Raw genomic sequence first — 25,101 nt, 5'->3', positions numbered from 1 at the left:
CCCGCCGCCGGGTGGGGCGCCCCGGCTCCCGCCGCGTTCGGCCCCCCACAAAACCCCGGGGGGGCCCGGGGCGCCCCCCCGCGCGGGGCCAACCCGGCCCGGGGCCGCGACAACCGCCCGCCCCCACTGTTCGCCCGACCAAACCATCCGCCCGCACGGGCAACAACACACGACAGCAAAGGAACTCACCCTCATGACCGACCGCCGAGACCACCTCACACCGACCCCGCCCCTGGACCTCGTCCTCGAAGTCACCTGCGATACGTGCGACCAGAGCACGACCTTCCATGTCAACGAGGACCGGTTCATTGCGTGGAGTGAGCGACGTCTGGCGATCCAGAACGCCGTGCCACATCTGAGCGCGCCCGACCGCGAGTTCATCAAATCCCGCATCTGCCCGTCCTGCTGGACCGACATGTTCGGACCCGGCCCCGGTCGCTGACAAACCCCGGGTGCCCCGGGCGCGCGACACCGCGCCCGGGGCACCACAACCGGGGCCGCACCTACCGCCCGGACCCCTTATTCGCCCGACAACCAACCGCCTGAACAGGCGACAACGACAGGACACGACACCATGACCGACAACGCCCAAACCCCCACCGACCAGAGCCCGACCGAGACCGACACTCGCCCCGAGGTGGACTGCCCGATCAGAGTCGGTGACGAGGTGACCGGCCACAACAACCGCACCTGGCGCGGAGTCGTACGCAATATCTACAACGACGACGGCATCGCCAAGTGCTCCATCCAAACCTCGACCGGTGGCCGAGCCCACGCGACCCCGTGGTCTTTGGCCCCCGCAGACGAGGAGCCGTCGCCGGAATGGCTCGACCGGATGCACGCCTACCGCAGTGCCGAACGCGACAACGCGCTCGCGCGGCTGCACCGAATACAGGCCGAGATCGCCGAGGAAGCACAAGCGCTCGCCCAGCAACTGACCACGATCGCGGCCACGCTGCGCGCGCGCCGCTACAACCCCGACGCCCACGACCGCCTCGAATCGGAGGCCACCGACATCGACGGCGGGCTCGCCTACCTCGCCGAAACCCGCCACCACCTCGCCACCAGCGGCCTGTTCACACCCACGGAAATCCAGCAACACCTCGCCGTGGACTGAACCCACCAACGACTCGGCCCCGGCGTGACCACCGCGCCCGGGGCCGAGCACCCGGGCAACCCCGGGCAAGCGAACCAATCGACCGGCACGACATCCGCACCGCGCAGAAATGAGGATCTGATGGCACTCGTACGAGAAGACACCGAGGGACTGTTCGTCATCGTCGGCGGATGGATCGCCCGCCCACCGACACCGCAGACCACCCACGCCCGCGCACGCGGGCTACCCCGAGCCCAGACTGCGCACGCGGTCGGTGACAGATCACGCGCGAGTCATTCCGGCGGCCCTACCGCCCGAGTCGGCGGGGAAATGTGGTTCATCGACCGGCAGGCGCGAACCCGCACACCCGCGCGCAGCGCCAGTGAGCCACCGGGCACGCCCGCACCGCACACCACCGATTCCCGAGTCCAGACCACCACCGAGCTCGCCAGCAATGCCCACCCGATCCCCACCACGGCCGCACTCGACACCCTCTACGCCGCCGCCAACCCCGTCACCGGCGACCAGTTCGTCATCTACGCCCCCGGCGGCCACGACGAACGCGGTATGTACACCGTCGCGCACGTGACCGCCAGCACGGACCGGCTCGCCATCCCGCGCGTTCACCTCGTGCACCCCGACGACCTTGCCGCCTACGCCACCGGTGCGGTGAACCGGCTGCGGAACAGCCACGCCGGGCACGCGGTGAGTGTGTGGCTCGACCGCACCACCGGCTCCCTGCGCGAGCACCTGACTCGATGAACCCGCCAGCGACACAACCGAATCTGATCTCGAACCGCGAACAGGAGACATTCATGCGCGAGATGAAGAACACCCAGAGTCACGACGAGGACGGCGTGATCAAACCCGAGGCAAAGCTCAGCGGCAACGACTATGTGTTGGTGAGGCTGCGCGATAGCGAGGACCCCTACGGCCGGATCCTGCTGGTGTGGAAACCCTCCCGTTGCAACCACGGCTACACCCTGTGTGTCGAGTGTGCTGAGAGCTGGGAACTCGACCACCTTCGTGCACTACGAGTTGACCGGCGGCGAGCGACGGTTGCACGAGGCACTCGACGCGCAGACGCCCGCAGCCGACAGCGCCCGGCCTGCCGAAGTCGACTCCGCTGAGCCGGGCACCGGCGAGCCCGACTTGCAGCGGGCGTGACTCGCGAACGGCCTCGTGCTCGGGCCTGTGTCTCGCCGACCACGGCCCCCCGCGGCGAGGTCGCCGGCGTGAGTCATCTGGCCTCGCGGAAATGGCTAGCCGCGAGTCGAATTCCTCTCGTGCCGTTCGCATTCGGGAAATGGAAGAGAGGAATTCGGGAACAGAATTTGTTTTCACGTTCCGCTTGACATTGCACACCGTATCGAGCGTCCATGGAACCCGGAACAGCACCGCCCCCCGGGGAATTCGCCCCGATCGGTGTGGTTTCCGTCCCGATCGGGACATCACCGAATTCACCGAAACCCAATGTTGGAAGGAATCCCCATGTCCAAAAAGAAGAACGCCGCCACCGCGCCCACGGCACCGGCCACCACCGCCCCAACCGCCGCCCCGGCCCCGGAACACGGTTTGGGGCGGCCGGTGGTGCCCGTGCTGGACAAACCGGCCACCCGGGCGTTGTGGGCGGCGCTGGGCGACAATCCCGGCAGCACTACCGCCGCGCTGGCTGACGCTGCGGGCATCGGGGTGTCGACGGCCCGCCGTCTGCTGGCGGGGTGGGAAACCGCCGGGGCCGCGCGGTCGGCCACCGATCCCGAATCGCCCCGCGCCGCGAAAACCTGGACCACCGAACCGGCCGCGCCCGAACCGGCCACCCCGGAACCGGCCGCGCCCGAACCCGCCGCCGAACCGATCAACCCGCAACCCGGCCCGGCAGTACCCGCCGCGCCGGAACCGGTGACCCCGGAACCCGACTCGGCCGAGCCCGACTCGGCGGAACCCGCTCCGGCGAAACCCGCCGCGCCGGAAACCGTTTCGCTCGAACCGGCCACTCCGGACCCGAGCGACCCCGCCGAAGAGGCGGCACCGGCCGACCCCGCCCCGGACAGCGCGCCGGACACGGCGGCAGCTGCGCCCACGGGCGACGATCCCACCGACCCGGCCCCGGTGGCACCGGCACCGCCCGCCGAACCGGCAGCGGCCGACGCGGAGTCGACGGCGGAGCGGCTGCCCGCCGGTGCGCTGCGCGGCCAGGTCGAGGACTACCTGCGCGACAACCCAGGAAAGGAGTTCAGCCCACACCAGATCGGTAAGGCCCTCGAACGGTCCAGCGGCGCGGTCCACAACGCCCTGGTCAAGTTGGCCAAGGACGGGACCGCTCGCCAGACCAGCACGGCCCCTAAGCGATTCATCCTCGCCTCGGCCTGACTGGGCGATGCCGGGATCCCCGGAGCACCTATCTCCGGGGAGTCCGGCACCGCTCCCACAATCTATCTCTCTCGAAAGGTGCTCGACAATGTTCACAACCCCTTCCAACTCGGCTCTCATCGCGGCTGAGCTGCACCGTGTGTTCGTCAGTTCTCCCCATGCCGCCGACAGCCTCGAGCTGTGGCTGGCGGTCGCGGCCGAGGCCGAACGCGCACTCGGCGTACATGTCCCTCCGGCGCTGGTGCCGTGGGTGCCGATTTTCGTGCGCTACCGGCTGTTGCGTACCGAGGGCGAGTTCTTCCCGTACACCGGCTCGACCCGGATCTTGACGGGGCCGTTGACCGGCACTACCTATAACAACTCCCACCACGCCGCCCGCGCGGTCGTCGGCGCGACCCCGGTCGCGCTGCCGCCCTACGCCCGGCGCGGTGACGTGACCGACACGGCCGAATTGCGCAGGCCGGTGCCATCGTGGCGGTTTCGGGCTACCGGAACCCAGGCCGCGAAGACACCGCGCATCTCTTAGCCCGCCTGCACGCTGAAACTGCCGGTGGTGCCGAGCAATTGCTCGGCACCACCGGCCGTCTCGTTGCGGCGAGGACCGGCGAGGACTCGGCGGTGGTCGAGCAGTAGCTGTCGCCTTCGAGGCAGAGCGTGCGGACCCGCTCGGTCCGACAAGTCCCGGCGGCTCGCGACCGTGCGAGCAGGTGGTCAGCGGGGCAGGGCGCGGTTGGCGTTGCGGCGAGGCGTGCGCGGGCGACCGAACTGTTCGACCACATTGGCGGTGTTCAACAAACGGGACACGTGGGAGGGGTACCAGCGGGGCCCGCCGCCCGGTGTGGGAATTCCTTCTGCGTTGAGCTCGGCGACGATGCCGCGGTAGCTGATTCCTTTGCGATGCAAGCTCACAACGAGTGCGAGGACATCGTCAGGGCAGACGCGCGGACGTCCGCGTCGGCGGCACCCGGTCATCGACGGCCCCGACGAACTTTGCGCGCCGCGCGCCGAGGTTGGTCGTCCGAGCCGGTGCGCAAAATGGCGTTCATCAGTGATATCAATGCGCCGAGGGTCGCGTCGAAGATTCGCATGGCGCGTGCGCTGCTCCGGTTGTTTCCGAAGACAGCGACCACGGCGGCCAGCGAAACCAACAGGGCAAACAGCGTTATGGGGATGAGAACCGTGGCGGTGAGGATGATCGGGGCCAAGCCCCACGTCGTATGGGCTTGGCCGAGATGGGTCAGCAACGTGCACTCCCGTGTGGGTTCGGAGCGCGACGCCGTGTCAGTGTGCGGGCGCGCTCCAGAGGTGGATTCGAGTCGGCTGTTCACGTGCCGAGTTCGGTCCACGGGACACTCGCGGGGAGGCTGTGACGATCTGCCCCGGGCAGCAACTACCGGCACAGCGGCGCAACATGTTGTAACGCAGCCTCGTTCGTGCCTGGCGCGTGGCGTCGAGTTGACGATCACGGCGAGTCGACGAGTCGCGGTAGTCGATACCGGTAACGCTGCGAGCGCGGTGCCTTACTTGCCGGGCGTAGAGGTAGGCGTGTGCGAGGGCGTGCAGGAAGGCGCGCGCAGCTGCTGATTTGCCGGAGCCGGTCGGCGCTTGCACTGTGCCCGTCTGGGCGCGTTCAGGAAGCCAGCGTGTCGCCCTGTAGGGCCGGAGCCGGTGCTCCCAGACCCAATTGCGGCCCGGCGCGGGCAACTGCGGCTCATGTGTGTTGTGACTCGCGAGAGTCGCCGCCACCGCTTCGAACACCTGTGATGGGAACGCTGACGGCAGTACAACGTACGGCGGGATTTCGGTTGCGGATTTGGCGGTGGCAACGCCCAGCGCCCGCCGTTCTACCTCGGTGACCCCGATCCGCAAAGCGGCCAGACCGAACGATGGAGCACCCGTGATCCACCACGACGACCGTTTGTCAGCCACCAGAGTGCGCGTCAAGATGCGCAGGTTGGCATGGTCGAGGAAAGCGCTATCGGAGATCGCCGCCAGCTGTACGAGATGGCGCCGAACAACCCGTTCGAGGTCTGTGCAGCGACGAGGTCGCTTCACCTGCACGAGCATCGATCTCATACAGAGATCACTGTCCGTGTCGGTGTTCGCGGTGTTCGAGGCCACGGCGATCAGCGTAGAGGTGTGCGTGGACTGTTCCGGGAATTCACTCGCGGAGCGGGCGGTGTCAGCGCTGCTCACACACCGGTGCCCGTGATACCCCGGCATCCGGTGGTTGGTGGCGGTACTGGTCGTACCACGCTGTCAGATGGTCAGTCTGACCATGAAGGTAGCCGCAAACAGCGTCCGCAGCGACGTACAGGAGGTCACTCGCGACTCGAACCATTGCACCCCAGTTTTCGGGATCAGCGCGGTACTTCATTACCCGGTATCCGTCCGCATCAACTCCCTCGACTGCCATTGACAATGTGATGACATTGGGGTGGGAGCTCAAGGAGAGCGTGTCGTAGAGACGTGACACGTTGCTCGCGCCGAACTTGGCAAGCAACCTAGTCTGCTGTCCGAAACTCGGATATTTCTCGCCTGCAATCTCCCACGGAGGCAGCGGATCTTTGTCTGGGTGGTCCCAACTGGTGTCTGCATTCGGGAATCGCTGCTCTAGTTGTTCACGGGTCGTATCCCGGAGCTTCACGGCCCCGCGCTCCGCCGACTTTGATCCCCGGCTCGCCAAGAAGCGAAGGCGTTGCGCGCCTGCCAACCGGGCCATCCACCGCCGCGCCATACGGGCTTCCGGTGTGATGTCGGGCTCGAGAAGCCACACAGCATGCCCGACATGTTCACAGATCGCACGGGCAACGGGCCAGGGCGCGAGTGCCATTGCTCGGGAGTCGACAAGAGCCTGCAGCCCCTTCAAGTGCTGCGCTGCGCCGTCGATCATCTGGATCGCGTCGATACCCGCACCGGTTCCTTCCGGGACGTATGGCTTAGGGGAGCTGGCCTCTAGTGCTGCATCGTCACGCGAGGCCGGAGAGCCCGGTCCCGCACCCGCCCCGAACTGCACATTCGTCAGACTCCATGCGGTGTAGAGGTCGCCTAGTTCCGCGCTCCAAAGCTCGAACAACTTGTCGATGTCTCCGTCGAAGGGCATCGGTGCAGGATAGTCACCAGTGCCGGAGCCGACCATTGGGTTTTCTTGCCTCCAACGCTGTCGTGGGCTGTTCAGCACCGCCTTGTCCCCGCCGTCCTCTTGCGTGTGCTCTCCCCGGCGTGGCTACCGCTGAACGTCGGTGGTGCCGGAGTAATTCGCTCGGCACCACCGACTTGCTGAGACGCGCGAGGACTACTTGGTGCGGTTGATGGCCTGTTCGATCCAGTCGGTCAGCGCCGGTGCGGCGGCGTCGTAGGCGGTGCCGTCGAACACGGCCGTATCGCCGTTCTGGGGGGCCGTACCGCCGGTGCCGGTCGGTATGCCCGCCCCGACGGTGCTGTAGGTCTGGGTGAGTGCCGGGAACCAGGTGCCGGTGAACGCGCTGGCGGTGGCCGAGAGGAGATCGACCGCGATCGGTGCCAGCCCGGTCAGCGCCAGGAAGGCAGCGACGGGGTCGCCTTTGGTGAGGCTTTCTGCGGCCGTCCAGGCGATCTCTTGAGCTTGGCCGACATCGGCGGCGATGCGAGAGATGTCGAGACCTGCCAGGACACCGATGATCTCGGCGGCGATCAGGGCGACCCCGGTGGTGTCCAAGGGTGCGGCCAGCTTCAATGCGCGGGCCACGAGGCGCAGATCGAGCCCACCGGCCAACTCGACCAGGGGATTTAACTGGTTGTTCAGATCGCCAGAGACTCGGTGCAGGCCGGGCACATCGCTGCTGGCGATCAGGCCGGGCAGTTGGGCGAGGTCGTCCACGATCGCGGGCACGTTCGCGGTGAAGCTCGCGAGCCCGTTGAGCACGGTGACTACCTGGGCGAGAACCTGTGACGCGCTGAGCTGCCCGGTCGAGGTGCTCGTGTTCGGCGTACTCGTCGTGGTGGTGGGGACCTTCGCTGTGGTCGTGGGGGCGTCGGTGGTGGTGGGTGCCGGGGTGGCCGTGGTGGCGGTGGCGAGTGCGCGGTTCACCGCGGCGAGGACCGGTGAGGACTCGGCGGTGGTCGAGCAGTAGCTGTCGCCTTCGAGGCAGAGCGTGCGGACCCGCTCGGTCAGCTCACCGAAGCTCTGCGAACGCGAACCGGTGACACCTTGCCCGGAGACCGAGGGGCCCAGTTGGGTGGTGGTCGGGTCGCGGCGCGGGTCGGAGACGAGCGCGACGGCCACGACTCGCAAGGCCGGGATCGGGCCTTTGTTGTTGCCGATGCTGGTGGCGAGGTCGCCGGTGACCTCGGCGCCTTGGCCGTAGCCGGCCAAGACGACTCGCGTGTCCGAGCACAGCCCCGAGACCGCCGCGGTAAGTTCGGCTCCGCTCACGGAACCGGCACCGGTCGTCGTCGTGGCGAGCGTGCGGAGCTCGATCTCGCTGCCGTGTCGGACAGTCAGTGATTGCCCGAGTTGGGTGAGGATCTCGGGTATGGCCTGCCCGGTGGCGGTGGGGGTTGTCTCGTAGGTGCCCGGTGTCAGCAGCGCGGTCCATCGCGGGCACTGTGCACCATTGCGGCCCGGTGTGGGTTCTGCGGCGGCGACACCGGCGGTCACGGTGGTGGCGATGGCCGCGCACAGTGCCACGTGTGCGGCTCGGCGGGTGTGGTTGTGGTGCATGGGTTTCTCCGTTCGTACTGGGTGATCAGGAGGTGGCGCGGGAGTCGTCGTGGGCGGGTGTGGGTCGGGTGGCGGTGTAGTAGTCGTCGCCGGACCAGCGGTAGGGCGAGACCTGGACCGGCTCGTTGAAGGTGGGGGCGTGCACCATCTGGCCGCCGCCGAGATAGATGCCGACGTGATGGACGTCGCCTGCGGTGCTGTAGAAGAGCAGGTCTCCTGGTGCGAGCTGGTTCTCGGCAATCGGCAGGCCGGTGTGGACCTGGTCGTAGGTGGTGCGCGGTATGGAGATCCCGGCGGCGCGGTAGGCGGCCTGGGTGAGGCCGGAGCAGTCCCAGCCGCCGTTGACGTCGGGCCCGTTGCCGCCCCACACATACGGGAGCCCGAGCTGAGCGCAGGCGAACGAGATCACCTGCGCAGCAGTGTGATTCGGTGGTGAGGCGGTGTGGCAGTCGCCGCCGGAGGTGTCGGCGGGGTTGGTGGTGCGGTAACGGGCGGCCTGGGCGAGGACTTGGTTGACGTACCAGTCGGCGTGGTTGTAGGCGAAGATCGCGCTGTACATGTCTTCGGGTGCGCCGGAGTCGCACAGGTAGAACGCGGCAGCGTGGATCGCGTCGGAGGCGTTGTAGCGCGAGGGCGGGCTCGCACCACCAGCAGGCAGAGGATGGCGGCCGACGACGGAGTCGAAGGTCGGGGCCAGGAACTGCATCGGCCCACCCGCCCCGGAAGAGTTCTCGCCGGAGGACACTCCGGGAAGAGATGAGCGGCCGTGGTCGGTCTCGATCTTGCCGATCGCGGCGAGCACCGACCAGTCCAGACCGGGGCAGTCCCCGGCAGCGGCCTGATACAGCACGAGCATCTCGGCCGGGATGTCTTGGCGGGCTTCGGTACTCGGGGACGACCCGGTGCCGGTCGAGGCCCCCGGGGCAGGGGCGGTGAGCGCGTGATCGAACACGACGACCGTGGTGACCACGGTCGCGATGACGACGGTGAGGAACACGAACCCCGCGAATCCCGCTGCGAGTGCCTTGACCAGCATCGCTACCTCACCAGAACTCAGAAACCGGGGGACTCGGTGGAGGTGGAGCCAAAGCGATGGCTCCGCTCAGCGGTGCCCAGGTCGACTCCGGGTCAATGGCGTCGTCGGGTGGGGTTCGTCGCGGCCAGACGGTGCCGAGGTCGTGCAGGTGCTTGCGGCCGGAGTCGGTGTGCAGCGGCAGCCATACCGGATCGGCGGGACTGGTCCCGGAGATCGAGCCGAGGAACTCTGCGGCGGCGGTGGCGACCGGCACCGCCTCGGGATCGGGCAACCGCTCCCAGGTCCGCCGCAGCACCACGCGGGCATTGGCCTCCCGGGTGGTGGTCGGCACCCACAACAGCACCGGGACGATGAGCCCGGTGGTGCGGGCCAGCTCGGCGAAGCCGTGCAGCTTGGCCGCGACCCGGGGCAGGGAAGTGGTTCCGAGGTCGTATTCCAGGAAGAAGTCGAGCAGGTCCTGGCTGTGGGTGTAGCGGCCGTAGGCGTCGGGGCGGGCGAGGTCGCCCCAGAGCCGTTGGCAGCGGGTCTGGGACCACCACCGCGAAACCTGCCCTCTGTGAGGGTGGGTGACCAGGGCGGTGAACCATTCGGCGACGCCGAGGGTGTGGGTCAGGTGCAGGCTGTGGGCGACCGAGAGGGTGGTTTGGTGGTTGTAGCCGAGCTCGCGCACGCTCACCCCGGCTTCCGCGGCGAGGACTGCTGCTCCGGCCGGGGCAAGGGTCCAGTGGTGCGGGGCGGTGCCGCGAGTTCGCATAGGCCGGAACCGGTCCAGGACTCGGTAGGTGTGCAGGATGGCCAGGCGGCGGCGGGCGATCTTGGCGGTCGGGAAAGCCAGGTCGGCGAGTTGGTCGGTGGTCAGGACGCGGTGCTCGTAGACCATGCGCAGGATCCAGCGGTCGCGCCCGGTCAATGCGCGCACCACCGAACTGTTCTCCGGCGTGGTGGTAGGTGACCATGCGCGGCGCGGGGCGCGGGTATCGGCTTGCCTGTCGGGACGAGAAATCATCGGTGCGGAAGCCTTTCTCGGTTGGAACTGGGGGCTAGGGCCGTGGGGAGTTGGGGGGTTGCGCGGTGAGGCGGGCCTGGGCTGCGGCGGCGATCTCGCGGGCGCGCCCGGGGATCGGCGGGTCCAAGGGTCGGGTGGTGAGGGTGAACGGGCGGGCGTTGCGGCCGTCGACGAGCAGGCGAGCGGCGGCGTGGAAGGCGTCGAGGTGGGACAGATCGTGGTCGGACAGCCACGGGTCGGTGTGACGCGCGAGGTCGCGGGCGTCGTCGGGAGACACGGCGAAGACGATCTTGTTGCGGGCATTGGCTGAGATGCCGTCGCGCAACTCGCGCGAGAGCTGGCCGAGGTTCTGATGTGCCAGCAGCAGTGACAGGCGCAGCCCTCGGGCTTCGGCGAGCATGTCCTCGATCGGCGTGCTCAAGTTGAGGAAGTTCTGCGCCTCGTCGAGCACCAGCGCCGCGTCGGGACGGTCAGCGGCTGGTACCCGGGCCCGCGCGGTCACCGCCTGCCACGTGCGGGCCACCAGCAGCGACCCGACCAGACGGGAGGTTTCTTCGCCGAGTGAGCCTTTCGGGAGTCGGGCCAGGCAGATACCGCCGTTGTCGAGGATGTCGGCGAACTCGACCGTCGAGGGCCCGCCCGCGATGGCCGCGCGCACGAACGGGCGCAACAGGAACGCGCGCAGTTTGTTCAACAACGGACCGGTGAGCTGCGCGCGACCGGTGTCGGAAAGGGTCTCGTAGCTGTCCCAGAACCCGCGCAGGACAGGGTCTTTCGTGGTGCGGGTGACCCGGGCACGGAACGCGGGCTCGGTGAGCAGTCGAGGCAGGTCGGCCAGGGTTGCGGTACCTGGCTGGGCGCAGAGGGTGAGCAGGCTGGCGCGCATGATGTCGTCGGTGCGTGGTCCCCACCATTGGTGGAAGATCCGGTGGAAGACGGTGACGAGGTTGTCGACCGCGAGATCCATTCCCGCGCGCCCGATCCGGTCGATGTCGAGGGGATTCACGCACGGCGGCGGGGCGGAGGAGTCGGCGTCGAACAGCACGACCCGATCGGCCATGCGGGAAGGCAACCGCGACAGGACGTCGGTGACGAGGTCGCCTTTGGGGTCGATGACGATCACCCCGCGCTCGGCCTCGGCGTCATCGAGGATCGTGCGCGCGAGCAGGGTGGACTTGCCGACACCGGTCGGGCCGAGGATGTGCAGGTGATGGCGGGCGTCGGAGATCTTGACCGCGACCGGTCGGCGCGTCCCGGTGTCGGCCATACCCAGGGGCTTCGTGAACTCCCCGCCGACCGGGATCTCCGGGGCCGGGGACAGCGCGCGAGCTCCGGCCCGTTGCAGGCCGGGTAGACCGGTGTCGGTGGGCAGGTGCGCGATCGTGGCCAGCTCGGGCACCGACAGCACGTCCCCGCGCCCGAGACGCCGCTGCCGAATCAACCACCCGAGGCGCAGGCGACGACGTCGCCGGTAGAAGTTGTGATCTGTGCACGCCCCGAACACGGTGGCGAGGGCGTCGGCCCGCCCGCGTGCCACGGCGCGCGCCTGCGCTGTCGGCGCGGTGTCGTCGGGGTCGGTGGAAACCGGGATCGAGGCGGCGTAGCGAACAACCGTCTCCCAGTGCGCCCCTCGGGCTTTCGCCGCTGCCGCACGGGCGGCAGCGCTGTACTCCATCACTGTCTGCCGGTCGCCGCCCCGACTCTCGCTGATACCCCCGGCCCGGGGCGGCCGGGCGGTGGTCGCGTTGGGGGTGAGTAGATTCAGCGCCTCGCGCAGTAACCCCACCACGACCCCGGCCGATGCATCGGTGCTCGCCGCGGCACGGGTAGCTTTCGCGACCCGGCGGCCGGTGACCGGACGGGCGAGGATCTGCACACAGGCGGCTTGGCCGGGGGACAGTTCGTCGGCGGCGGTGATCAGGTCTCGCACGAGATCACCGGAGTGGTCGGTGCTCAACGGCAGACCCTCGCGTCGGCCGAGGCGCAGCTCGCCTCCGGCCACGATCCGCCGGACACCGTCCACCGCGACCGGTAGCGGGGGCCGGGCAGGTTCGAGAGTGTCGGTGTGCGCGCCGGGCCACGCCGAGGCAATGGCCCGCTCGATGAGTCCGGGTGGGATCGCGCCGGGGACCCAGAGCCGGATCGCGGCTCCTTCTTCCGGGGTGACGGTGTACTCGAACCCGAAATGCGGCTGTCCCCACAGGACTCGTGCCCAAGCGGGTCGCAGTTGCCCGATGAGGTGCGCCCAGAAGGCGAGTGCGCCTTTGGCGTCGACCTCGGGTGGAGTGAGTACGGTGATCTGGCGAGCACCCGCATTCAGCCGGCGCCGACGCCACTCGGCCACAATCCGCACCGCGGCGAGCACCGCGAGCACGGCCGTGACCACGCCCAGCCCGGAGACGGACCCGAGGGCCTGCTGGACCGCCTCGGTGAGATCGGCCAGGGCCGTGCCGGGCGCGAGAAGCGCCCGGCCCAGCCACCCCTGTTCGGGATTCACGCTGCCACCGAACCCGGCCCGGTCGCATCGAGAGTCGGCAACGTCGCGGAGGTTCCGAAGGGGAAACCTCCGCTCGCGCGACGGCGCTCCGACGCGGCGCTGGCGGCCTCGGGCTTGCGCAGAATCACGACGTCCTCGTGGGCGATGAGGTGCATCGGCAGCCCCGCAGCGCGCTGTTTGACCACGAAGTCGCGTTGGAAGAAGCTCGACCGGGTGACGAGTTCGCCCTCGGACAGGCGGCCCAGCAGCGCTACGCACCGCTCCACCGGCACGAGCCCGGCCAGCTCGCCGCAGGTGTAGAGGTGGGCCGGAAGGTTCACCAGCTCGGCGTGCTGACGCCACGGCCGCGCGGTGATCACGACATGCCCGCCGGGAGCGAGGTATTCGGCGGCCCCGGCCAGGATCTTGGTGAACCCGGACAACAACCGGCCCAGGCCGACGTTGGCGAGGTTGCCCCGGTCGAGGACTTGGCCGTAGCGGTGGTTTCTCTTGAGGATCGGTTGCGTGCGGTTTGCGCGGACATGGCCGTGCAGGGAATCGCCGTAGGGCGGGGAGGTGATCACCAGGCTCGCCTGCCCGCGCAACTCGGCCGGGATCAGGTCGGGCAGCTTGCGGGCGTCGCCGTGGTAGACGTTGGCGTCGAGATCGATCCCGGCGTCACGGGCGATCTCGATGTTGGTGCGCGCCAGCTCCGCCCATCGTGACTCGTATTCGACGCCGACCGCTCGGCGGCCCAGGTGCAGGGACTCGACGAGGGTGGTTCCGATCCCGCACATCGGGTCCAACACGAGATCCCCGGGACGGGTGTAGGTCGCGACCGCGTGAGCGACGATGGCGGGGAACATCTTCGCCGGATGCCGGACGCTGTCGGGGTGGTAGCGGCCCCGCCGTTGCGCGGTGGGCGCGGTCTGGGCGGTGGCCCACACTGACACCGGCAGTGCGGCCGGGCCGGTCTGTACGGGGATCGCGGAGTCGAGGTTGGTGGGTTCGGTAGCGGCGTGGTCGAGGGTCATGCGGGTGTCCTTCGCGTGAGTGTTCGGGCAGGGCGAGAGGTGTCGGTCAGCCATGGGCGGGCTGGAGGAACACGAAGACGTCGGTGTGCGCGACGTGGTGGCGTGCGAGGGCAGACGAGCCTGGTTCGGCGGGTGCGGCGGTGACGGTGGTGCCGCTGATCGGGGCGGCGATGATGTGCTGGAGGTAGAGCAGATCGGCGGCTTGGGCGGCGGCCACGACCGACCCGGCCGGGTCCAGCAGGACTCCGGAATCGCTGTGGCGGCAGCGGGAGAGAATGACCAGCAAACCGCCCATCGCCATTGCCTCGGTCGCGAGAGTGGTGATGTACTCGGCGGCCCGCACCGGATCGAGGGGGTCGTGCAGCAGGCTCGCGACAACAAGGTCGACGGATTCAGCACTGTCGGGGGCATCGCTGCTGTGGCGGTCCAGCTCCCGAATCTGAGCCAGCGCCGCTGCGGTGTCTGGCGCTGGCACCCGCAGGTTGCCCCGGGCGGTGGGCGCGGGCCAGTCGACCAGCAGCACTCGCGAACCGGGAGCGGAGAACTCGGCGATCGTGTGCGCCAGGACCGGGTCGGGCCAGCGGTCCTCGGGGTCGAGCGGGGTGGGCCCGAGCGCCCACAGGGTCGAGGGGACCCGCACGGCGGCGGAGGTGGAGCGAGGGCGGCGGGAATCGGCGGACAAGATGGCCTCCTGAGCGAGAGAGCGGTGTGTACTCGCTTACTTCCGCCAAAAGGCCGCTTTTTGGACACGAGGGTCAAAAGTCTTTTCAGAGAATTTTCTGAGCCGAAAATATGGACCGAAACGCCGTTCGGCGAGAAAGTGCGGCAAAACTTTTTTTGAGGAATATTTCGGCCAGTTGCCAATGGGGTGCGGGGGTCTATCCGCAACCTATCTGAAACATATCCAAGTCATATCCTGGATCTATCCGCACATACACCTCCGCAGGTAGAAGCGGTCATATTCTCACGGTGACCTCGGTCGATGGAGGGCGTTTCCGGATAGCGCAATATTCTCCAGATCGCCCAGGATATGACTCGGATATGTTTCGGATAGGTTTTGGGTGTGGTTTGGATAGAGTGCGGATAGGTTCGGGATAGGGTTCGGATAGAGGTGTTCGGTGTCCTTGTGAGGTCGAAAATGTTCGATCGATCAAGGAGATCTGTTGTGACGAATTCACACGTCGCGAAATATGCGGGACTACTCGAAAATCCGGGCTCGCCGCTGGCTATGGTGCGGTCCGGTTTCGAGAAGATCGCCGCCCACGCGCTGCCCACCGATCCGCGCCCGGTGCCGACACCCGAGACCGCCCCCGCCGCGCCGGTGCGGACGTGGGGGCAACTGCGCGAGCGGCTGTGGGACCGGGCGACGCCGATGGCCGAGGTCGACGCGATGTGGGTGTGGCTGCTCGAGCGAGTCCGCGCCCAGGATGAGGGCGCGATGCTGGTGTGCGCCGGACTGGCCGCGCCGATGTTGTCGCGGACCGCCAGCGAGTATGTGACATCGAGCCACACCGCTCGCCACGACATCGAGTCCGAAGTGCTGACCGCCTTCTTGCTCCATCTCCCGCGCGTCGGGCTGGAAACCCCGGGGGTGTGGCATCGGCTGAGGTGGGGTGCCTACCGCGCCGTCCTCAAGGCGGCAACCCACCAGCGAACCGGCGCGACGGTGGTCGGTGACCTCGACCGCGACCTGGCCCCGCTGGGCGAGCGGGTGCAGGCGATGGTGTCGCAACCCGGCCATCCCGAGACGGTCCTGGCCCAAGCCGTGATCGCCGGAGCGATCTCCGCCGACGCCGCTGAGTTGATCGCCACGTCCAGGTGGGAGGGCCGCTCGTTGACCTCGGTGGCCGCTGAACGTGGTGTGTCGTTGTGGAAGCTATTCAAGCAGCGCGACCGCGCCGAACGCGCCCTACTGGTGTGGCTGTCCGAGCGCGCCCGAGACCTCGACCCCAAGCGCACCAGCACGGTCGAAGCCGAGGCGATCACCGCCCTCGCACCGCCGGAGCGGTCACCGCGGCGAGGCCGCCGGCCGAACCCGCACTCGGTGGCCTCGGCGCAGTCGAGCACAGAGCACGGGCAGGTGGCGGCATGAACGCCCACCAGGCAAATCTCAGCGAGGCGCCACAGGCATCGGCTCGACACCGGCGTCGCTGGAGTCGAGCGCTCGCGGTCGCGGGCACGAGCGCGGCGCTGCTGGTCCTGCTCGCCGGATCGGCCTCAGCGGCACCGCCGCACACAGACGTGCTGGCGATCGCCTCGTCGCTGGGCGAGGTCATCGACAACGCGCGCAACTGGATCGTGGGGATCCTCGCGGGGTTGGCGACGCTGTTCTTGACCATCGCCGGTGCTCGCTATTTGCTGGGTGGCGGCGATCCGTCCGAGATCGAGAAGGCCAAGACCGCGTTCCGTGCCGCGTGCCTGGGTTACGCGCTGGCGATGTTGGCACCGGTCATCGTCGCTGTGCTCAAGTCCATCGTCGGAGCCTGACCGTGAACACCACGGCCCAGGCACCACCCGCACCCGTGAGGTTCTCACCGACCACGCGCACCGCTATCGCCGCCGCAGCGGCGGTGCTCGCCGCGCTGCTGATCGTCTTCACCGGCGCGGCCGGTGCCGCCGCCCAACCCGCGACACCGACCCCGACCGTGCCGGTCACCCCGACACCGGCCACACCCGCTCCGACAACCGCGCCACCGACGACAACCACTCCGCCGAGCCGGTGGGTGACTCCGCCCTCCACCACCTCGAGCCCGGCCACGCCCACACCGACAACACCCGGCACGACAACCCCCACGCCCGGATCGGGTTCGGATTCGGGGTCGGCCGAGTGCGGGGTCACCAACATCAACGGGTGCGTGGAGAACGCGATCGACGGGTTCTTCCAGCGGATCGTGGAGACCTCGCTCAATCCGCTGCTCGACCTGCTGTCGCAAACTCTGCTCACCACGCCCGAACCCCGCGAGATCCCGCAGATCGGTGTGCTGTGGGACCAGTCGTGGCAACTGGTGACCGCCTTGTATGTGCTGGTGGTGATGGCGGCCGGGGTGCTGCTGATGGCACGCGAGACCCTGCAAACCCAGTGGTCGATCCGCGAACTCGCCCCCCGCCTGGTGGTCGGGTTCGTGGCCGGGGGACTGAGCATGGCGATCGCCACGGCCGCGATCAGCTTCGCCAACGCCCTCGCCGCCGCCGTAGCCGGAGACGGCGTCGACCCCGACTCGGCCGCCGCCGCGCTCACCGAGCTCGCGACCACGGGCCTGCAGAGCCAAGGCTTCGCGCTGCTGCTCTATCTCGCGTTCGTGGTGATGCTGCTCGTCCTGCTCATCAGCTACATTGTGCGAGTCACCATCACGATCTTGCTGATCGTGGCCGCGCCTTTGGCGTTGATGTGTCATGCACTGCCCGGCATCGATGGCGTGGCGCGGTGGTGGTGGCGCTCGTTCGCCGCGTGCTTGGGCATCCAGGTCGTGCAGTCGCTGATCTTGGTGATCGTGCTGCGGGTGCTGCTGGCCCCGGGCGGGTGGTATCTGTTCGGCCCGGACGCGAACGAGATCGTGAACATGATCGTCGCTTTGGCGTTGATGTTCGTGTTGATCAAGACCCCGTTCTGGCTGCTGTCGGTACTCAAGATCGGGCAAGGCCGTTCGTTCGTCGGGTCGATCGTGCGGGGATTCATCGCCTACAAGACCCTCGGTCTGCTCAAAGGTTCCACTGGGAGCACCGCACGCAGCGCCGCCTCAGCGCCGTCCGCCCAGCGAGCGGCCCGGCCCCCACGAGCGCCTCGCACGCCTGCCGGGTCTTCCGACCCGTTCGCACGGGTCCGCTCGACGCGAGACGGGCAGCTGATGCTTCCCCTGGAAGGGGTGCGCCGCGTTCCTCGCCAATCCAGGTCTGTACCGGTCGAGGCGACTGGCACCCCGCCGCCGCGTCCTGCCCGGCCACCGAGGGGACGCCAGCTCGCGTTCGACTTCACCCCACCGGACCCCTACCGAGGCATCCGCGCAGGGGCCGGGGGACAGTACCCGCTCCCGATCCCGGTACGTCGGGTCCGGCCAGCACCATCGGCACCGGTGCCGCCGCCAGAGCGTCCCAACCCCCGGCCCGTGCCCGGCTCCGGACAGCTCGCCTTCGACCTCACCGAACCGGCCGACCCCTATGCCCGTCTTCGGCCGACCCGAAGCGGCCAGTACCCGCTGCCGTTCCCGGTGACCCGGGTTAAACCTGTTGCGCCGCCACCGAACCCACCACAGCCACCCGCGCCCGCGCCTGCGCGTCCGGCGGGGCGGCAACTGCACCTGCCCATGCCCGACCTGCCCGTGCGCCGCCGCGCATCACGAGCTCCGAGAGGAGGCACCCTGCGATGAGCACCATCGTGCGTATCCCCGCCGACGTCGACCGCTCCGACCGTCTGCTGGGCCCCTTCACCGCCCGCCAACTCGCCGTCCTCGCCACCACCGCCCTACTGCTGTACTCAGCCTGGGCCGCAACCCGAACGGTCGTCGCCCCGGCGGTGTTCGCCGCCGTCGCGGCCCCGGTATTCGTGGTGGTCGCGGTCGCGGTCCTCACCCGCCGCGACGGCCTGTCGGCCGACCTGCTGCTCGTGGCCGCCATCGGCCACCGCCTCCGGCCACGCCACCTCGTTAGGACCGGAGTGCAGCCGTCCCCGAGGTGGATCACTCGCCGCGTCACCAGGACCCGGTCGCGCTCGCCGAGCCTGGTCCCGTTGACCGCGCACGCGGCTCGGCTACCGGAGTCGGTGAGTGCCAGTGGCGGCGGGGATCGAGGTGTCGGGGTGATCGACCTCGGCCCGGACGGCCTCGCCGCCATCGCCGTCGCCGGAACCCTCAACCTGAGTCTGCGGACCCCGGCCGAACAGGACAGCCTGGTGGGTCAGCTCGCGGGCTGGCTGCACACCCTGCGCCAGCCGGTGCAGATCCTGGTGCGCTCGGCTCGGCTGGACCTGACCGAGCAGATCACCGGCCTGTTCTCCGCTGCCGAGCAGATGTCGCCCGACCTCGCCGCGGCAGCGCTCGACCATGCCGATCATCTCGGCGAGCTGATCGCCCGCGAGAGCCCAACCCATCGTCAGGTGTTGCTCGTCTGGCGCGAGCAGACCCAGACCCTGGCCACGACCGGGTTGCGCGCGCGTCTGCCCGGTCGAGGCCGGGCACGGCGGGCACTGTCGAGCGGTGCCCGCCGGGCGGCCGAGTCCCGGCTCTTGCGCCGCATGGGCGAGGCCGCCGATGTGCTATCCCCACTGGGTATTTCGGTGACCGCCCTCGATCACGTGGCCGCGACTGCCGTGCTGACCAGCTGCACCAACCCCGAGGGGCTGGTCTCGGCCGCCGCCGACATCGCCGCCGCCGACACGGTCATCACCACCGACCTCGACACGTCGACACCGGATCCATTCGGTGAGGGTATGGACCGGTTCGCCCCGGAATCGCTCACCATCGGCACCCGCCACCTCGAGATCGGCTCCGATTGGACCGCGACCCTTGCCGTCACCGGATACCCGCGCGAGGTGACGGCCGGCTGGCTCGCGCCGCTGCTCTCACACCCCGGTCGGGTCGAGGTCGCGGTGCACATCGAGCCGGTCGACCCGGCCACCGCCGCCACCCGTCTGCGCCGCCAGCAGGCCCGCCTCGAGTCCTCCCGGATGCAGGACCTCGGCCGGGGCCGACTGACCGACCCGCAGATCGATGTCGCCGTCGAGGACGCCGCCGACCTGTCCGCGCGGGTCGCCCGCGCAGAAGCTCGCCTGTTCCGGGTCGGGGTGTACCTCACCGTGCACGCCGATTCCGAAACCGAACTGGCCGACGAGGTCGCCGCCGTCCGTGCCCTGGCCGCGAGCCTGCTCGTGGACACCTGCACCCTGTCCTACCGTGCCGCACAAGCCTGGGCCACCACCTTGCCGCTCGGGCTCGATCTGATCAGGGTGCAGCGGACCTTCGACACCACCGCTCTCGCCGCGGCATTCCCGTTCGACTCCCCGCAACTGCCCGCCGCCGATCCTGCCCAGGCTGCTCGCCCGCAGGGTGTTCTCTATGGCCGTGACGCCGCCTCGGGGCTGTTGTTCGTGGACCGGTTCGGGCCCGACGCCCACAACCACAACCTCGTCGTACTGGGCCGCTCGGGTGCGGGCAAGTCCTACCTCGTCAAGACCGAGATCCTGCGGGCGCTGTATCGCGGGATCGAGCAAGTCGTCATCGATCCCGAGGACGAATACCGTCGCCTCGCCGAATCCGTCGGCGGCACCCATATCCGCTTGGGTGCTCCTGGTGTGCGGCTGAATCCGTTCGACCTGGAAGTCCACACCCGAGCCGATGGTCGCCGCAGCGCCCCGGCCGACGTCGTCCTGCGCCGGAAGCTGTTCCTGCACACCCTGATCCAGGTACTTCTGGGTGACCAGAGCGCCGCACAACGGTCGGCCCTGGATGCCGCGCTGGCCGCCACCTACACCGCCGCCGGGATCACCGACGACCCCGCCACCTGGACCCGTCCCGCGCCCACGCTGAGCGGGTTACGCGACCAACTCGACCGCCTCGCTACGCCCGCCGCCACCGAGCTGGCCGCCGGGCTGCACCCCTACGTCGGAGAAGGGGCATTTGCCGGGTTGATCGACGGGCCGACTACCACCGAGCCCGAGGGTGGGCTGATCGTGTTCTCGCTACGGGAACTGCCCGAGGAGCTGAAAACCATTGGCACCCTGCTCGTTTTGGATGCCACGTGGCGGCGGGTGTCGAATCCAGGACAGCGGCGGCCCCGCATGATCACTGTGGACGAGGCGTGGTTGCTCATGCGCCAGCCCGCCGGGGCCCAGTTCCTGTTCCGGGCAGCGAAGAGCTTTCGCAAACACTGGGCGGGATTGACCGTCGCCACACAGGACTGCGCGGATGTGTGCTCGACCGAGCTGGGGCGTGCGATCGTGTCCAACGCCGCCACCCAGATCCTGTTGCGCCAGGCACCGCAAGCTATCGACGAGGTCGCTACCGCGTTCCACCTCTCCGCCGGCGAGCAGCAGTTCCTGCTCTCGGCCGCACGCGGTTCGGGGCTGTTGGCGGTCGGCGGCACCGACCGCGCGGTGTTCGGGTCTCTGGCCTCGCACACCGAGAACGCGCTCATCACCACCGATCCCGGCGAACTCGCCGCTGGCACCGCCGAACTCGACACCGACATCGACATCGATGCGACGGAGCCGGCGCACGCGCTGACCGAAACCAGTGCCCCGGACGGTCCTAGGACCATCCTCGCGCATGGCAAGGAGGCAGACCACGCCACTGGCGAAGAGGGGGAGTGAAGCTCAACATTCGCACGGCGTGAACCGGATTCGACGCATCCGCAACTGGTGGCGTTCGTCTCGTCACCGAGACCCGATCCTGCAGTTATCGCTTCGCCAATGGCATGGCTGCGGGGTATCCCGCTCTGAATCGAAAGCGGTATTCAAACGAGGGAATTATCAGGATTGGGCGGCCGCTATCTCTGCCCGTGTGAATTTTGTAGACGGAACTCTCTAGCGGCGCTTGACAATTCGTGGCATATGGAGCGTTGATGTGTCGGTAGCGAACATTCGTAAACGGATAGCGGCAGGTCTTTGAAGGTAATTTCTATTTTGAATCAGGAGAGAATGGCATGGTAGATCGACTTTCTGACTGGCTGACGACGGATGATGTCGCTAGCCGATTGAAAATACCGCCGAAGACATTGGCCAACTGGGCGTACCTAGGCAAGGGGCCCCGCTTTGCCCGAATCGGCCGCCATCGGAGATACCGGCTGGAGGACTTGGTCACCTGGGAACAGATGATGCTCGAGCAGGGCGGTGGCCATAACTTGCACGGGGTCGAGCGTCGAGATGCCGCGTGACAGAGACGCAATAGCGATCAGTGTGTCGTACCTGGTCCGGTCGCAAGAACCTTCGTCGGCAGGCGCCGCCGACGGCACGGTGAGGAAATAGCCAGTGCTTCGCCGGAATCCTGTCCCTGCCGCACGAGCGTTGAAGGCGTATGACACCTGGCACCGTCAGCGGCGCGACGCGAACCGCCGGAAGCTGAAATCGGCCAGTTACGGAAAAGCCAGGCAATGGCGCGGTGCATACCAGGATGGAATTCGCCACACCCCGCACACGCGCGGGTTCGATACGGCTCGAGAAGCCGAAACGTGGGCGCAGAATCAGGTATCCGCGATCAAAGCCGGGCAACACATAACCAAGGGTGCTTCTCGGGTCATGATGGGCGAATGGTGCTGGGAATGGCTCGATCTCCAAGCGATCGATCCAAGCACCTTCGGTGGCTATCAGAGCAAGATCAGACTCATCCTCAAGTACCTCGACAGACTCGCGGTCCATGAAGTGCGCGAACCGCACGTGTTGAAGCTGATGACCGGACTGCATCGCAGCGGCTATTCGTTCGACTACCGCGTCGATATCCACCGACTACTCACCCGGATCATGGCCGCAGCGAAAAGAGCCGAACTCACCGTGGTGATGCCGTGCTCGGTCGAGACCTACGCCAAACCGAACCGGGACCGCCCGACGCTGGCTGCCTACTGCCCCACGGTGACGGAGTTCTGGACCTTCTTCCACCTGATGCCCGAGGAGACACGTATCGCGGTCGCGCTCGGTGTCGGTGTCGGGCTTCGTCTCAGCGAAGCTCTCGGCGCGAACATCGAAGACCTCGATGTCGAAGCATGCACCTATCAGCCCGTCACCCAATACAAACCATCCCGACGAGTCGACGGCAAGAGGATCGGCAGCCACGACGGCCCTCTGAAAACCGAAACATCGGGAACACAGATCCCGGTCGATCCCTGGGTCGTGGACTGGCTAGTAGGCCAGCTCGACGGACGGACCACCGGCAAGTTCGTCGAGTTCGGAGCGAGTCGTTCGGGCGGGCGCATGTCCCAAAAGGCGCTACGGGGACGCGTTTACGCTGCGGTGTCGGAACTGGGCGGGGAGCCAGCGAAGTTGGTGCCGTGGGGGCCCGACGGAAAGATGCGCCAGCAGATGGGCTTTCACTCGCTTCGCCACCTGTACGGGTCGCTGCTGGCGGACGGCGCCTACAGCTTGGCGGACGTGACCCGGCGCATGCGCCACAAGAACAACACGACCACCCTAGACATCTACACCCATCTGGTAGATGGACAGCGCGACGCCGCGCAAACTATCGGGCAAGCGCTACGGCGGGGGCTGCGGGACTACCGGAAGGCTGCGAACGGGATGCGGATCGTCGGCGATCTCTAGCCCTGTTCCGGTGTCCAGTGGGGACGTTCGTCTGGGCCCGTTCGTCACCGCCCATGGCAACTCGCGCGACGTTGAGCCGTCCTCCATGCTGTCTGCCTAGGAAATCTGAGGTTCGGGCCGCGAGAGCCTGGTCAGCGGCGGTCGTTGCGGCGGCGGCACCGGTTCGGCGAACCTAGCCGAGGGCCTTGGCAAGCTGCTGGTGACCGGCTCGGGCGGCGGGCAGCCGCTGCCGAAGCCGACCGCCGATGGCTACACCAACCCTTACCTGGACGGGTGGAGCGCCGGTTGGTCGAACCTGCTCACCGGTCTCGGCAACCTGATCGGCGCCGGTTCCGCCGCCAAGTGACGGTGGTCAGGAACGAGAACGGCGGCACCGCACGACAAGGTGCGGTACCGCCGTTCGCCTTTCCCCGGGTCAGTTCAGGGTGAAGGCGGCAGTCGGCGCGGAGGCTTCGCCCTCGGCGCCGAGCGAGTTGTAGACCAGCGTGTAGGCGCCGGTGCCGGGGGAGTCGACCACGAAGACCACGAAGTTGTCCGGCTTGTCGATGGTCTGGCGCGCGCCGAGCAGCTCGTTGATCGGGCCCTTGAAGTCGGCGGGCAGGGTGCGGCCGTCCGGGGTGCGCACGCTGAAGTACTGGTAGTAGATGTTGGCGCCGCCGACCGGGATGCCGGAGCCGCCGGTGAGCGTGATGTGCAGTGCCACATCGGATTTTCCGCGCTCGCCGGTGCTGTAGCTCGGGTGCAGGGTCGTGCCGGTGACGGTCACCGTCGTCTCGCCCTGGGTGAGCTTCGCGGAGGTCGGGAAGGTGCGCGGCTCCACGCTTTGCAACTTCGCGTCCTTCTTCAGCGAGATGATGGTCTGGTTGTCGGTGGCCGTGCCGTAGACGATCGTGATGGTGTCGATCAGATGCTCGGCGTCGTCTATCGAGCGCACCGGGACCTCGGCCTTGCCTTTGCCCTTGCCGCCCGCGGCGACCGTCGGGCTGGCGAAGGTCGCGCCGCCCTCCAGCTCGCCGTTGACCAGCAGCGTCGGGGTCAACCCCAGCATCCGGTCGGCGAGGCCGGTATTGGCGTAGGTGATGTCGATGGTCACCTCGGCGCCGCCGTACTCGTCCGGCACCACGGTGGCCTTGTCCACGGTGATGGCGAAATCGTCGTACCAGCCGGTCTTGCTGACGGTGCGCACGGTGGACTGCCCCGCGCGGCCCGCGGCGGGGGCGCCGGCCGGCGTGCCCGCGGAGGTGGCCACCGGCGTGCTGGCCGGTGTCGCGGTGCCGACCTGGTCGTTGCAGGCGGTGAGGGAGAGCAGGGCGACGGCCAGCGCGGCCGACACAGCGGTTTTCCGGACGAGTGGAGTGGGCACGACTGCCTCCAGTGATTCGACCCCGTCCGGCGGATTCCCGGGTTCGGCGCACGGCGGGTTCTGCCCGAAGATGTCTCGGCGCGCGCCCGGTGTTAACCGGAGCGCGGAGAACGCCCGGATCACCGCCGCGGCGCGATCAGCTTGTCCGCGTTGGACAGCGAGGTCACCACGCAGGTGTCGAGCGGGCCGGTGCGGTCGGACATGGTCGCGGTGCCGACGGAGACGCCGTCAGCGGCGAGCGCGTCATCGGCGCGCAGCCCGAGCTCGTACTCGATCGGTGGGCGGGAGAAGGTCAGCGTCACATCGGCGTTGATTCAACCCGCGCCCTGCGACCCCCGGTGGCAGATGTGGTTCGCGGTGTCGGCGACCATGGCCGCGTGCTGGAACGGGGTGAGCTTCTCCCCGGCGACCAGCGCGGGCATGGCGTGCCAGGAGATCTTGCGGTCGGCGACCAGACCGACCAACGCCATGAAAACTCCTCTGCCCGTTCGGAAACGTGTTCGACAACCAGAAACTAACTACCTGTATCCGAACGGGTTCCGAACAGTCGCGCCCGCTAGTTGCCCGCTGGCACCCGCCCGCGTGCGGGCGTTCGGTAGACGTCCGATTCCGAACGGCAGAAATAGTCAAGCAATCACTCTCTGCCGCGATCATCGAGCAGGAAGCCGAGATTGTGCATCGTGTAGCTGTCCCGACCTCGGCGGCCTTGCGGTACCGGAACTCGGTCTGGCCAGATCACCACACTGACCGAATCCCGCCTCTCGATACTCACAGTCC

At 68.2% G+C, this 25,101-nt stretch carries 27 protein-coding genes; 13 read left to right on the top strand and 14 right to left on the bottom strand.

The features are described from left to right. The first annotated feature begins 193 nt into the window (after nucleotides 1–193). The 6 genes from ACWFRF_RS29165 (at nucleotide 194) to ACWFRF_RS29140 (ending at nucleotide 3,995) form a co-directional block, all read left to right on the top strand. Nucleotides 194–442, top strand: coding sequence for a hypothetical protein (locus tag ACWFRF_RS29165; protein WP_452453339.1), 249 nt, complete (start codon nucleotides 194–196; stop codon nucleotides 440–442). A 132-nt stretch (nucleotides 443–574) separates the two neighbouring features. Then, nucleotides 575–1,117 carry a hypothetical protein gene (locus ACWFRF_RS29160; protein ID WP_452453337.1) on the top strand — a complete coding sequence of 181 codons (543 nt, stop codon included), beginning with the start codon at nucleotides 575–577 and terminating at the stop codon, nucleotides 1,115–1,117. Nucleotides 1,118–1,237: 120 nt separating this feature from the next. Then, on the top strand, nucleotides 1,238–1,858 hold the full coding sequence (locus tag ACWFRF_RS29155; RefSeq protein ID WP_452453335.1) for a hypothetical protein: 621 nt from the start codon (nucleotides 1,238–1,240) through the stop codon (nucleotides 1,856–1,858). A 234-nt stretch (nucleotides 1,859–2,092) separates the two neighbouring features. Next, nucleotides 2,093–2,263: a hypothetical protein gene (locus ACWFRF_RS29150; protein WP_452453333.1), complete on the top strand. Its 171-nt coding sequence runs from the start codon at nucleotides 2,093–2,095 to the stop codon at nucleotides 2,261–2,263. Nucleotides 2,264–2,587: 324 nt separating this feature from the next. Continuing rightward, entirely contained in the window at nucleotides 2,588–3,469 is an 882-nt protein-coding gene (locus ACWFRF_RS29145; protein ID WP_452453332.1) for a hypothetical protein, read from the top strand. 88 nt (nucleotides 3,470–3,557) lie between these two features. Continuing rightward, nucleotides 3,558–3,995 carry a hypothetical protein gene (locus ACWFRF_RS29140; protein ID WP_452453330.1) on the top strand — a complete coding sequence of 146 codons (438 nt, stop codon included), beginning with the start codon at nucleotides 3,558–3,560 and terminating at the stop codon, nucleotides 3,993–3,995. A gap of 185 nt (nucleotides 3,996–4,180) precedes the next feature. On the opposite strand, the gene ACWFRF_RS29135 is transcribed toward ACWFRF_RS29140, so the two are convergent. The 10 genes from ACWFRF_RS29135 to ACWFRF_RS29090 all read right to left on the bottom strand — a co-directional run bounded on the left by ACWFRF_RS29135 (nucleotide 4,181) and on the right by ACWFRF_RS29090 (nucleotide 14,405). After that, entirely contained in the window at nucleotides 4,181–4,441 is a 261-nt protein-coding gene (locus tag ACWFRF_RS29135; RefSeq protein ID WP_452453328.1) for a recombinase family protein, read from the bottom strand. Then, nucleotides 4,438–4,713 carry a hypothetical protein gene (locus ACWFRF_RS29130; protein WP_452453326.1) on the bottom strand — a complete coding sequence of 92 codons (276 nt, stop codon included), beginning with the start codon at nucleotides 4,711–4,713 and terminating at the stop codon, nucleotides 4,438–4,440. The genes ACWFRF_RS29135 and ACWFRF_RS29130 overlap by 4 nt, the downstream gene beginning before the upstream one ends. Nucleotides 4,714–4,750: 37 nt before the next feature. Continuing rightward, nucleotides 4,751–5,590, bottom strand: a complete 840-nt coding sequence (locus ACWFRF_RS29125) for a hypothetical protein (protein WP_452453324.1) — start codon at nucleotides 5,588–5,590, stop codon at nucleotides 4,751–4,753. A gap of 61 nt (nucleotides 5,591–5,651) precedes the next feature. Next, the gene (locus ACWFRF_RS29120; protein ID WP_452453322.1) at nucleotides 5,652–6,572 is read right to left on the bottom strand and encodes a hypothetical protein; all 921 of its coding nucleotides are present in this window, start codon (nucleotides 6,570–6,572) and stop codon (nucleotides 5,652–5,654) included. Between the two features lie 192 nt (nucleotides 6,573–6,764). Next, on the bottom strand, nucleotides 6,765–8,171 hold the full coding sequence (locus tag ACWFRF_RS29115; RefSeq protein WP_452453320.1) for a cutinase family protein: 1,407 nt from the start codon (nucleotides 8,169–8,171) through the stop codon (nucleotides 6,765–6,767). Between the two features lie 25 nt (nucleotides 8,172–8,196). Further along, nucleotides 8,197–9,207, bottom strand: a complete 1,011-nt coding sequence (locus ACWFRF_RS29110; protein ID WP_452453318.1) for a C40 family peptidase — start codon at nucleotides 9,205–9,207, stop codon at nucleotides 8,197–8,199. Nucleotides 9,208–9,214: 7 nt separating this feature from the next. Next, complete coding sequence (locus ACWFRF_RS29105) at nucleotides 9,215–10,213, bottom strand: replication-relaxation family protein (protein WP_452453316.1); 999 nt, start codon at nucleotides 10,211–10,213, stop codon at nucleotides 9,215–9,217. A 34-nt stretch (nucleotides 10,214–10,247) separates the two neighbouring features. Beyond that, nucleotides 10,248–12,710, bottom strand: coding sequence for a helicase HerA domain-containing protein (locus ACWFRF_RS29100; protein ID WP_452453314.1), 2,463 nt, complete (start codon nucleotides 12,708–12,710; stop codon nucleotides 10,248–10,250). Further along, nucleotides 12,707–13,723, bottom strand: coding sequence for a TRM11 family SAM-dependent methyltransferase (locus ACWFRF_RS29095; RefSeq protein ID WP_452453312.1), 1,017 nt, complete (start codon nucleotides 13,721–13,723; stop codon nucleotides 12,707–12,709). The genes ACWFRF_RS29100 and ACWFRF_RS29095 overlap by 4 nt, the downstream gene beginning before the upstream one ends. Before the next feature lie 46 nt (nucleotides 13,724–13,769). Then, nucleotides 13,770–14,405, bottom strand: a complete 636-nt coding sequence (locus ACWFRF_RS29090) for a hypothetical protein (RefSeq protein WP_452453310.1) — start codon at nucleotides 14,403–14,405, stop codon at nucleotides 13,770–13,772. Nucleotides 14,406–14,888: 483 nt separating this feature from the next. On the opposite strand from ACWFRF_RS29090, the gene ACWFRF_RS29085 reads away from it, so the two are divergent. Then, nucleotides 14,889–15,815 (top strand): hypothetical protein, encoded by a 927-nt coding sequence (locus tag ACWFRF_RS29085; protein ID WP_452453308.1) that lies wholly within the window; start codon nucleotides 14,889–14,891, stop codon nucleotides 15,813–15,815. Further along, a complete protein-coding gene (locus ACWFRF_RS29080) occupies nucleotides 15,812–16,210 on the top strand; it encodes a pilin (RefSeq protein WP_452453307.1) in 399 nt (132 codons plus the stop codon). Before ACWFRF_RS29085 ends, ACWFRF_RS29080 begins: the two co-directional genes overlap by 4 nt. On the opposite strand, the gene ACWFRF_RS29075 is transcribed toward ACWFRF_RS29080, so the two are convergent. Continuing rightward, nucleotides 16,188–16,568: a hypothetical protein gene (locus tag ACWFRF_RS29075; protein WP_452453305.1), complete on the bottom strand. Its 381-nt coding sequence runs from the start codon at nucleotides 16,566–16,568 to the stop codon at nucleotides 16,188–16,190. The genes ACWFRF_RS29080 and ACWFRF_RS29075 overlap by 23 nt on opposite strands. A 10-nt stretch (nucleotides 16,569–16,578) precedes the next feature. Between ACWFRF_RS29075 and ACWFRF_RS29070 the strand changes: the two genes are divergently transcribed. The 5 genes from ACWFRF_RS29070 (at nucleotide 16,579) to ACWFRF_RS29050 (ending at nucleotide 23,307) form a co-directional block, all read left to right on the top strand. After that, nucleotides 16,579–18,087, top strand: a complete 1,509-nt coding sequence (locus ACWFRF_RS29070) for a hypothetical protein (RefSeq protein WP_452453303.1) — start codon at nucleotides 16,579–16,581, stop codon at nucleotides 18,085–18,087. After that, on the top strand, nucleotides 18,084–21,023 hold the full coding sequence (locus ACWFRF_RS29065) for a TraG/VirB4 family ATPase (RefSeq protein ID WP_452453301.1): 2,940 nt from the start codon (nucleotides 18,084–18,086) through the stop codon (nucleotides 21,021–21,023). The genes ACWFRF_RS29070 and ACWFRF_RS29065 overlap by 4 nt, the downstream gene beginning before the upstream one ends. A gap of 332 nt (nucleotides 21,024–21,355) precedes the next feature. After that, nucleotides 21,356–21,586, top strand: a complete 231-nt coding sequence (locus ACWFRF_RS29060) for a helix-turn-helix domain-containing protein (RefSeq protein ID WP_452453298.1) — start codon at nucleotides 21,356–21,358, stop codon at nucleotides 21,584–21,586. A gap of 130 nt (nucleotides 21,587–21,716) precedes the next feature. After that, nucleotides 21,717–22,961: a site-specific integrase gene (locus ACWFRF_RS29055; RefSeq protein WP_452453296.1), complete on the top strand. Its 1,245-nt coding sequence runs from the start codon at nucleotides 21,717–21,719 to the stop codon at nucleotides 22,959–22,961. A gap of 199 nt (nucleotides 22,962–23,160) precedes the next feature. Continuing rightward, entirely contained in the window at nucleotides 23,161–23,307 is a 147-nt protein-coding gene (locus tag ACWFRF_RS29050) for a hypothetical protein (protein WP_452453295.1), read from the top strand. 69 nt (nucleotides 23,308–23,376) lie between these two features. On the opposite strand, the gene ACWFRF_RS29045 is transcribed toward ACWFRF_RS29050, so the two are convergent. The 3 genes from ACWFRF_RS29045 to ACWFRF_RS29035 form a co-directional block, all read right to left on the bottom strand. Next, on the bottom strand, nucleotides 23,377–24,324 hold the full coding sequence (locus ACWFRF_RS29045; protein WP_452453293.1) for a hypothetical protein: 948 nt from the start codon (nucleotides 24,322–24,324) through the stop codon (nucleotides 23,377–23,379). A gap of 119 nt (nucleotides 24,325–24,443) precedes the next feature. Continuing rightward, nucleotides 24,444–24,626: a hypothetical protein gene (locus ACWFRF_RS29040; protein WP_452453292.1), complete on the bottom strand. Its 183-nt coding sequence runs from the start codon at nucleotides 24,624–24,626 to the stop codon at nucleotides 24,444–24,446. A 12-nt stretch (nucleotides 24,627–24,638) separates the two neighbouring features. Further along, on the bottom strand, nucleotides 24,639–24,794 hold the full coding sequence (locus ACWFRF_RS29035) for a hypothetical protein (RefSeq protein ID WP_452453290.1): 156 nt from the start codon (nucleotides 24,792–24,794) through the stop codon (nucleotides 24,639–24,641). Nucleotides 24,795–25,101: the final 307 nt, after the last annotated feature.

Source organism: Nocardia sp. NPDC055165, assembly GCF_053606985.1.
The sequence above is the reverse complement of the archived record's forward strand: the minus strand, read 5'-3'. Positions and strand labels throughout refer to the sequence as shown.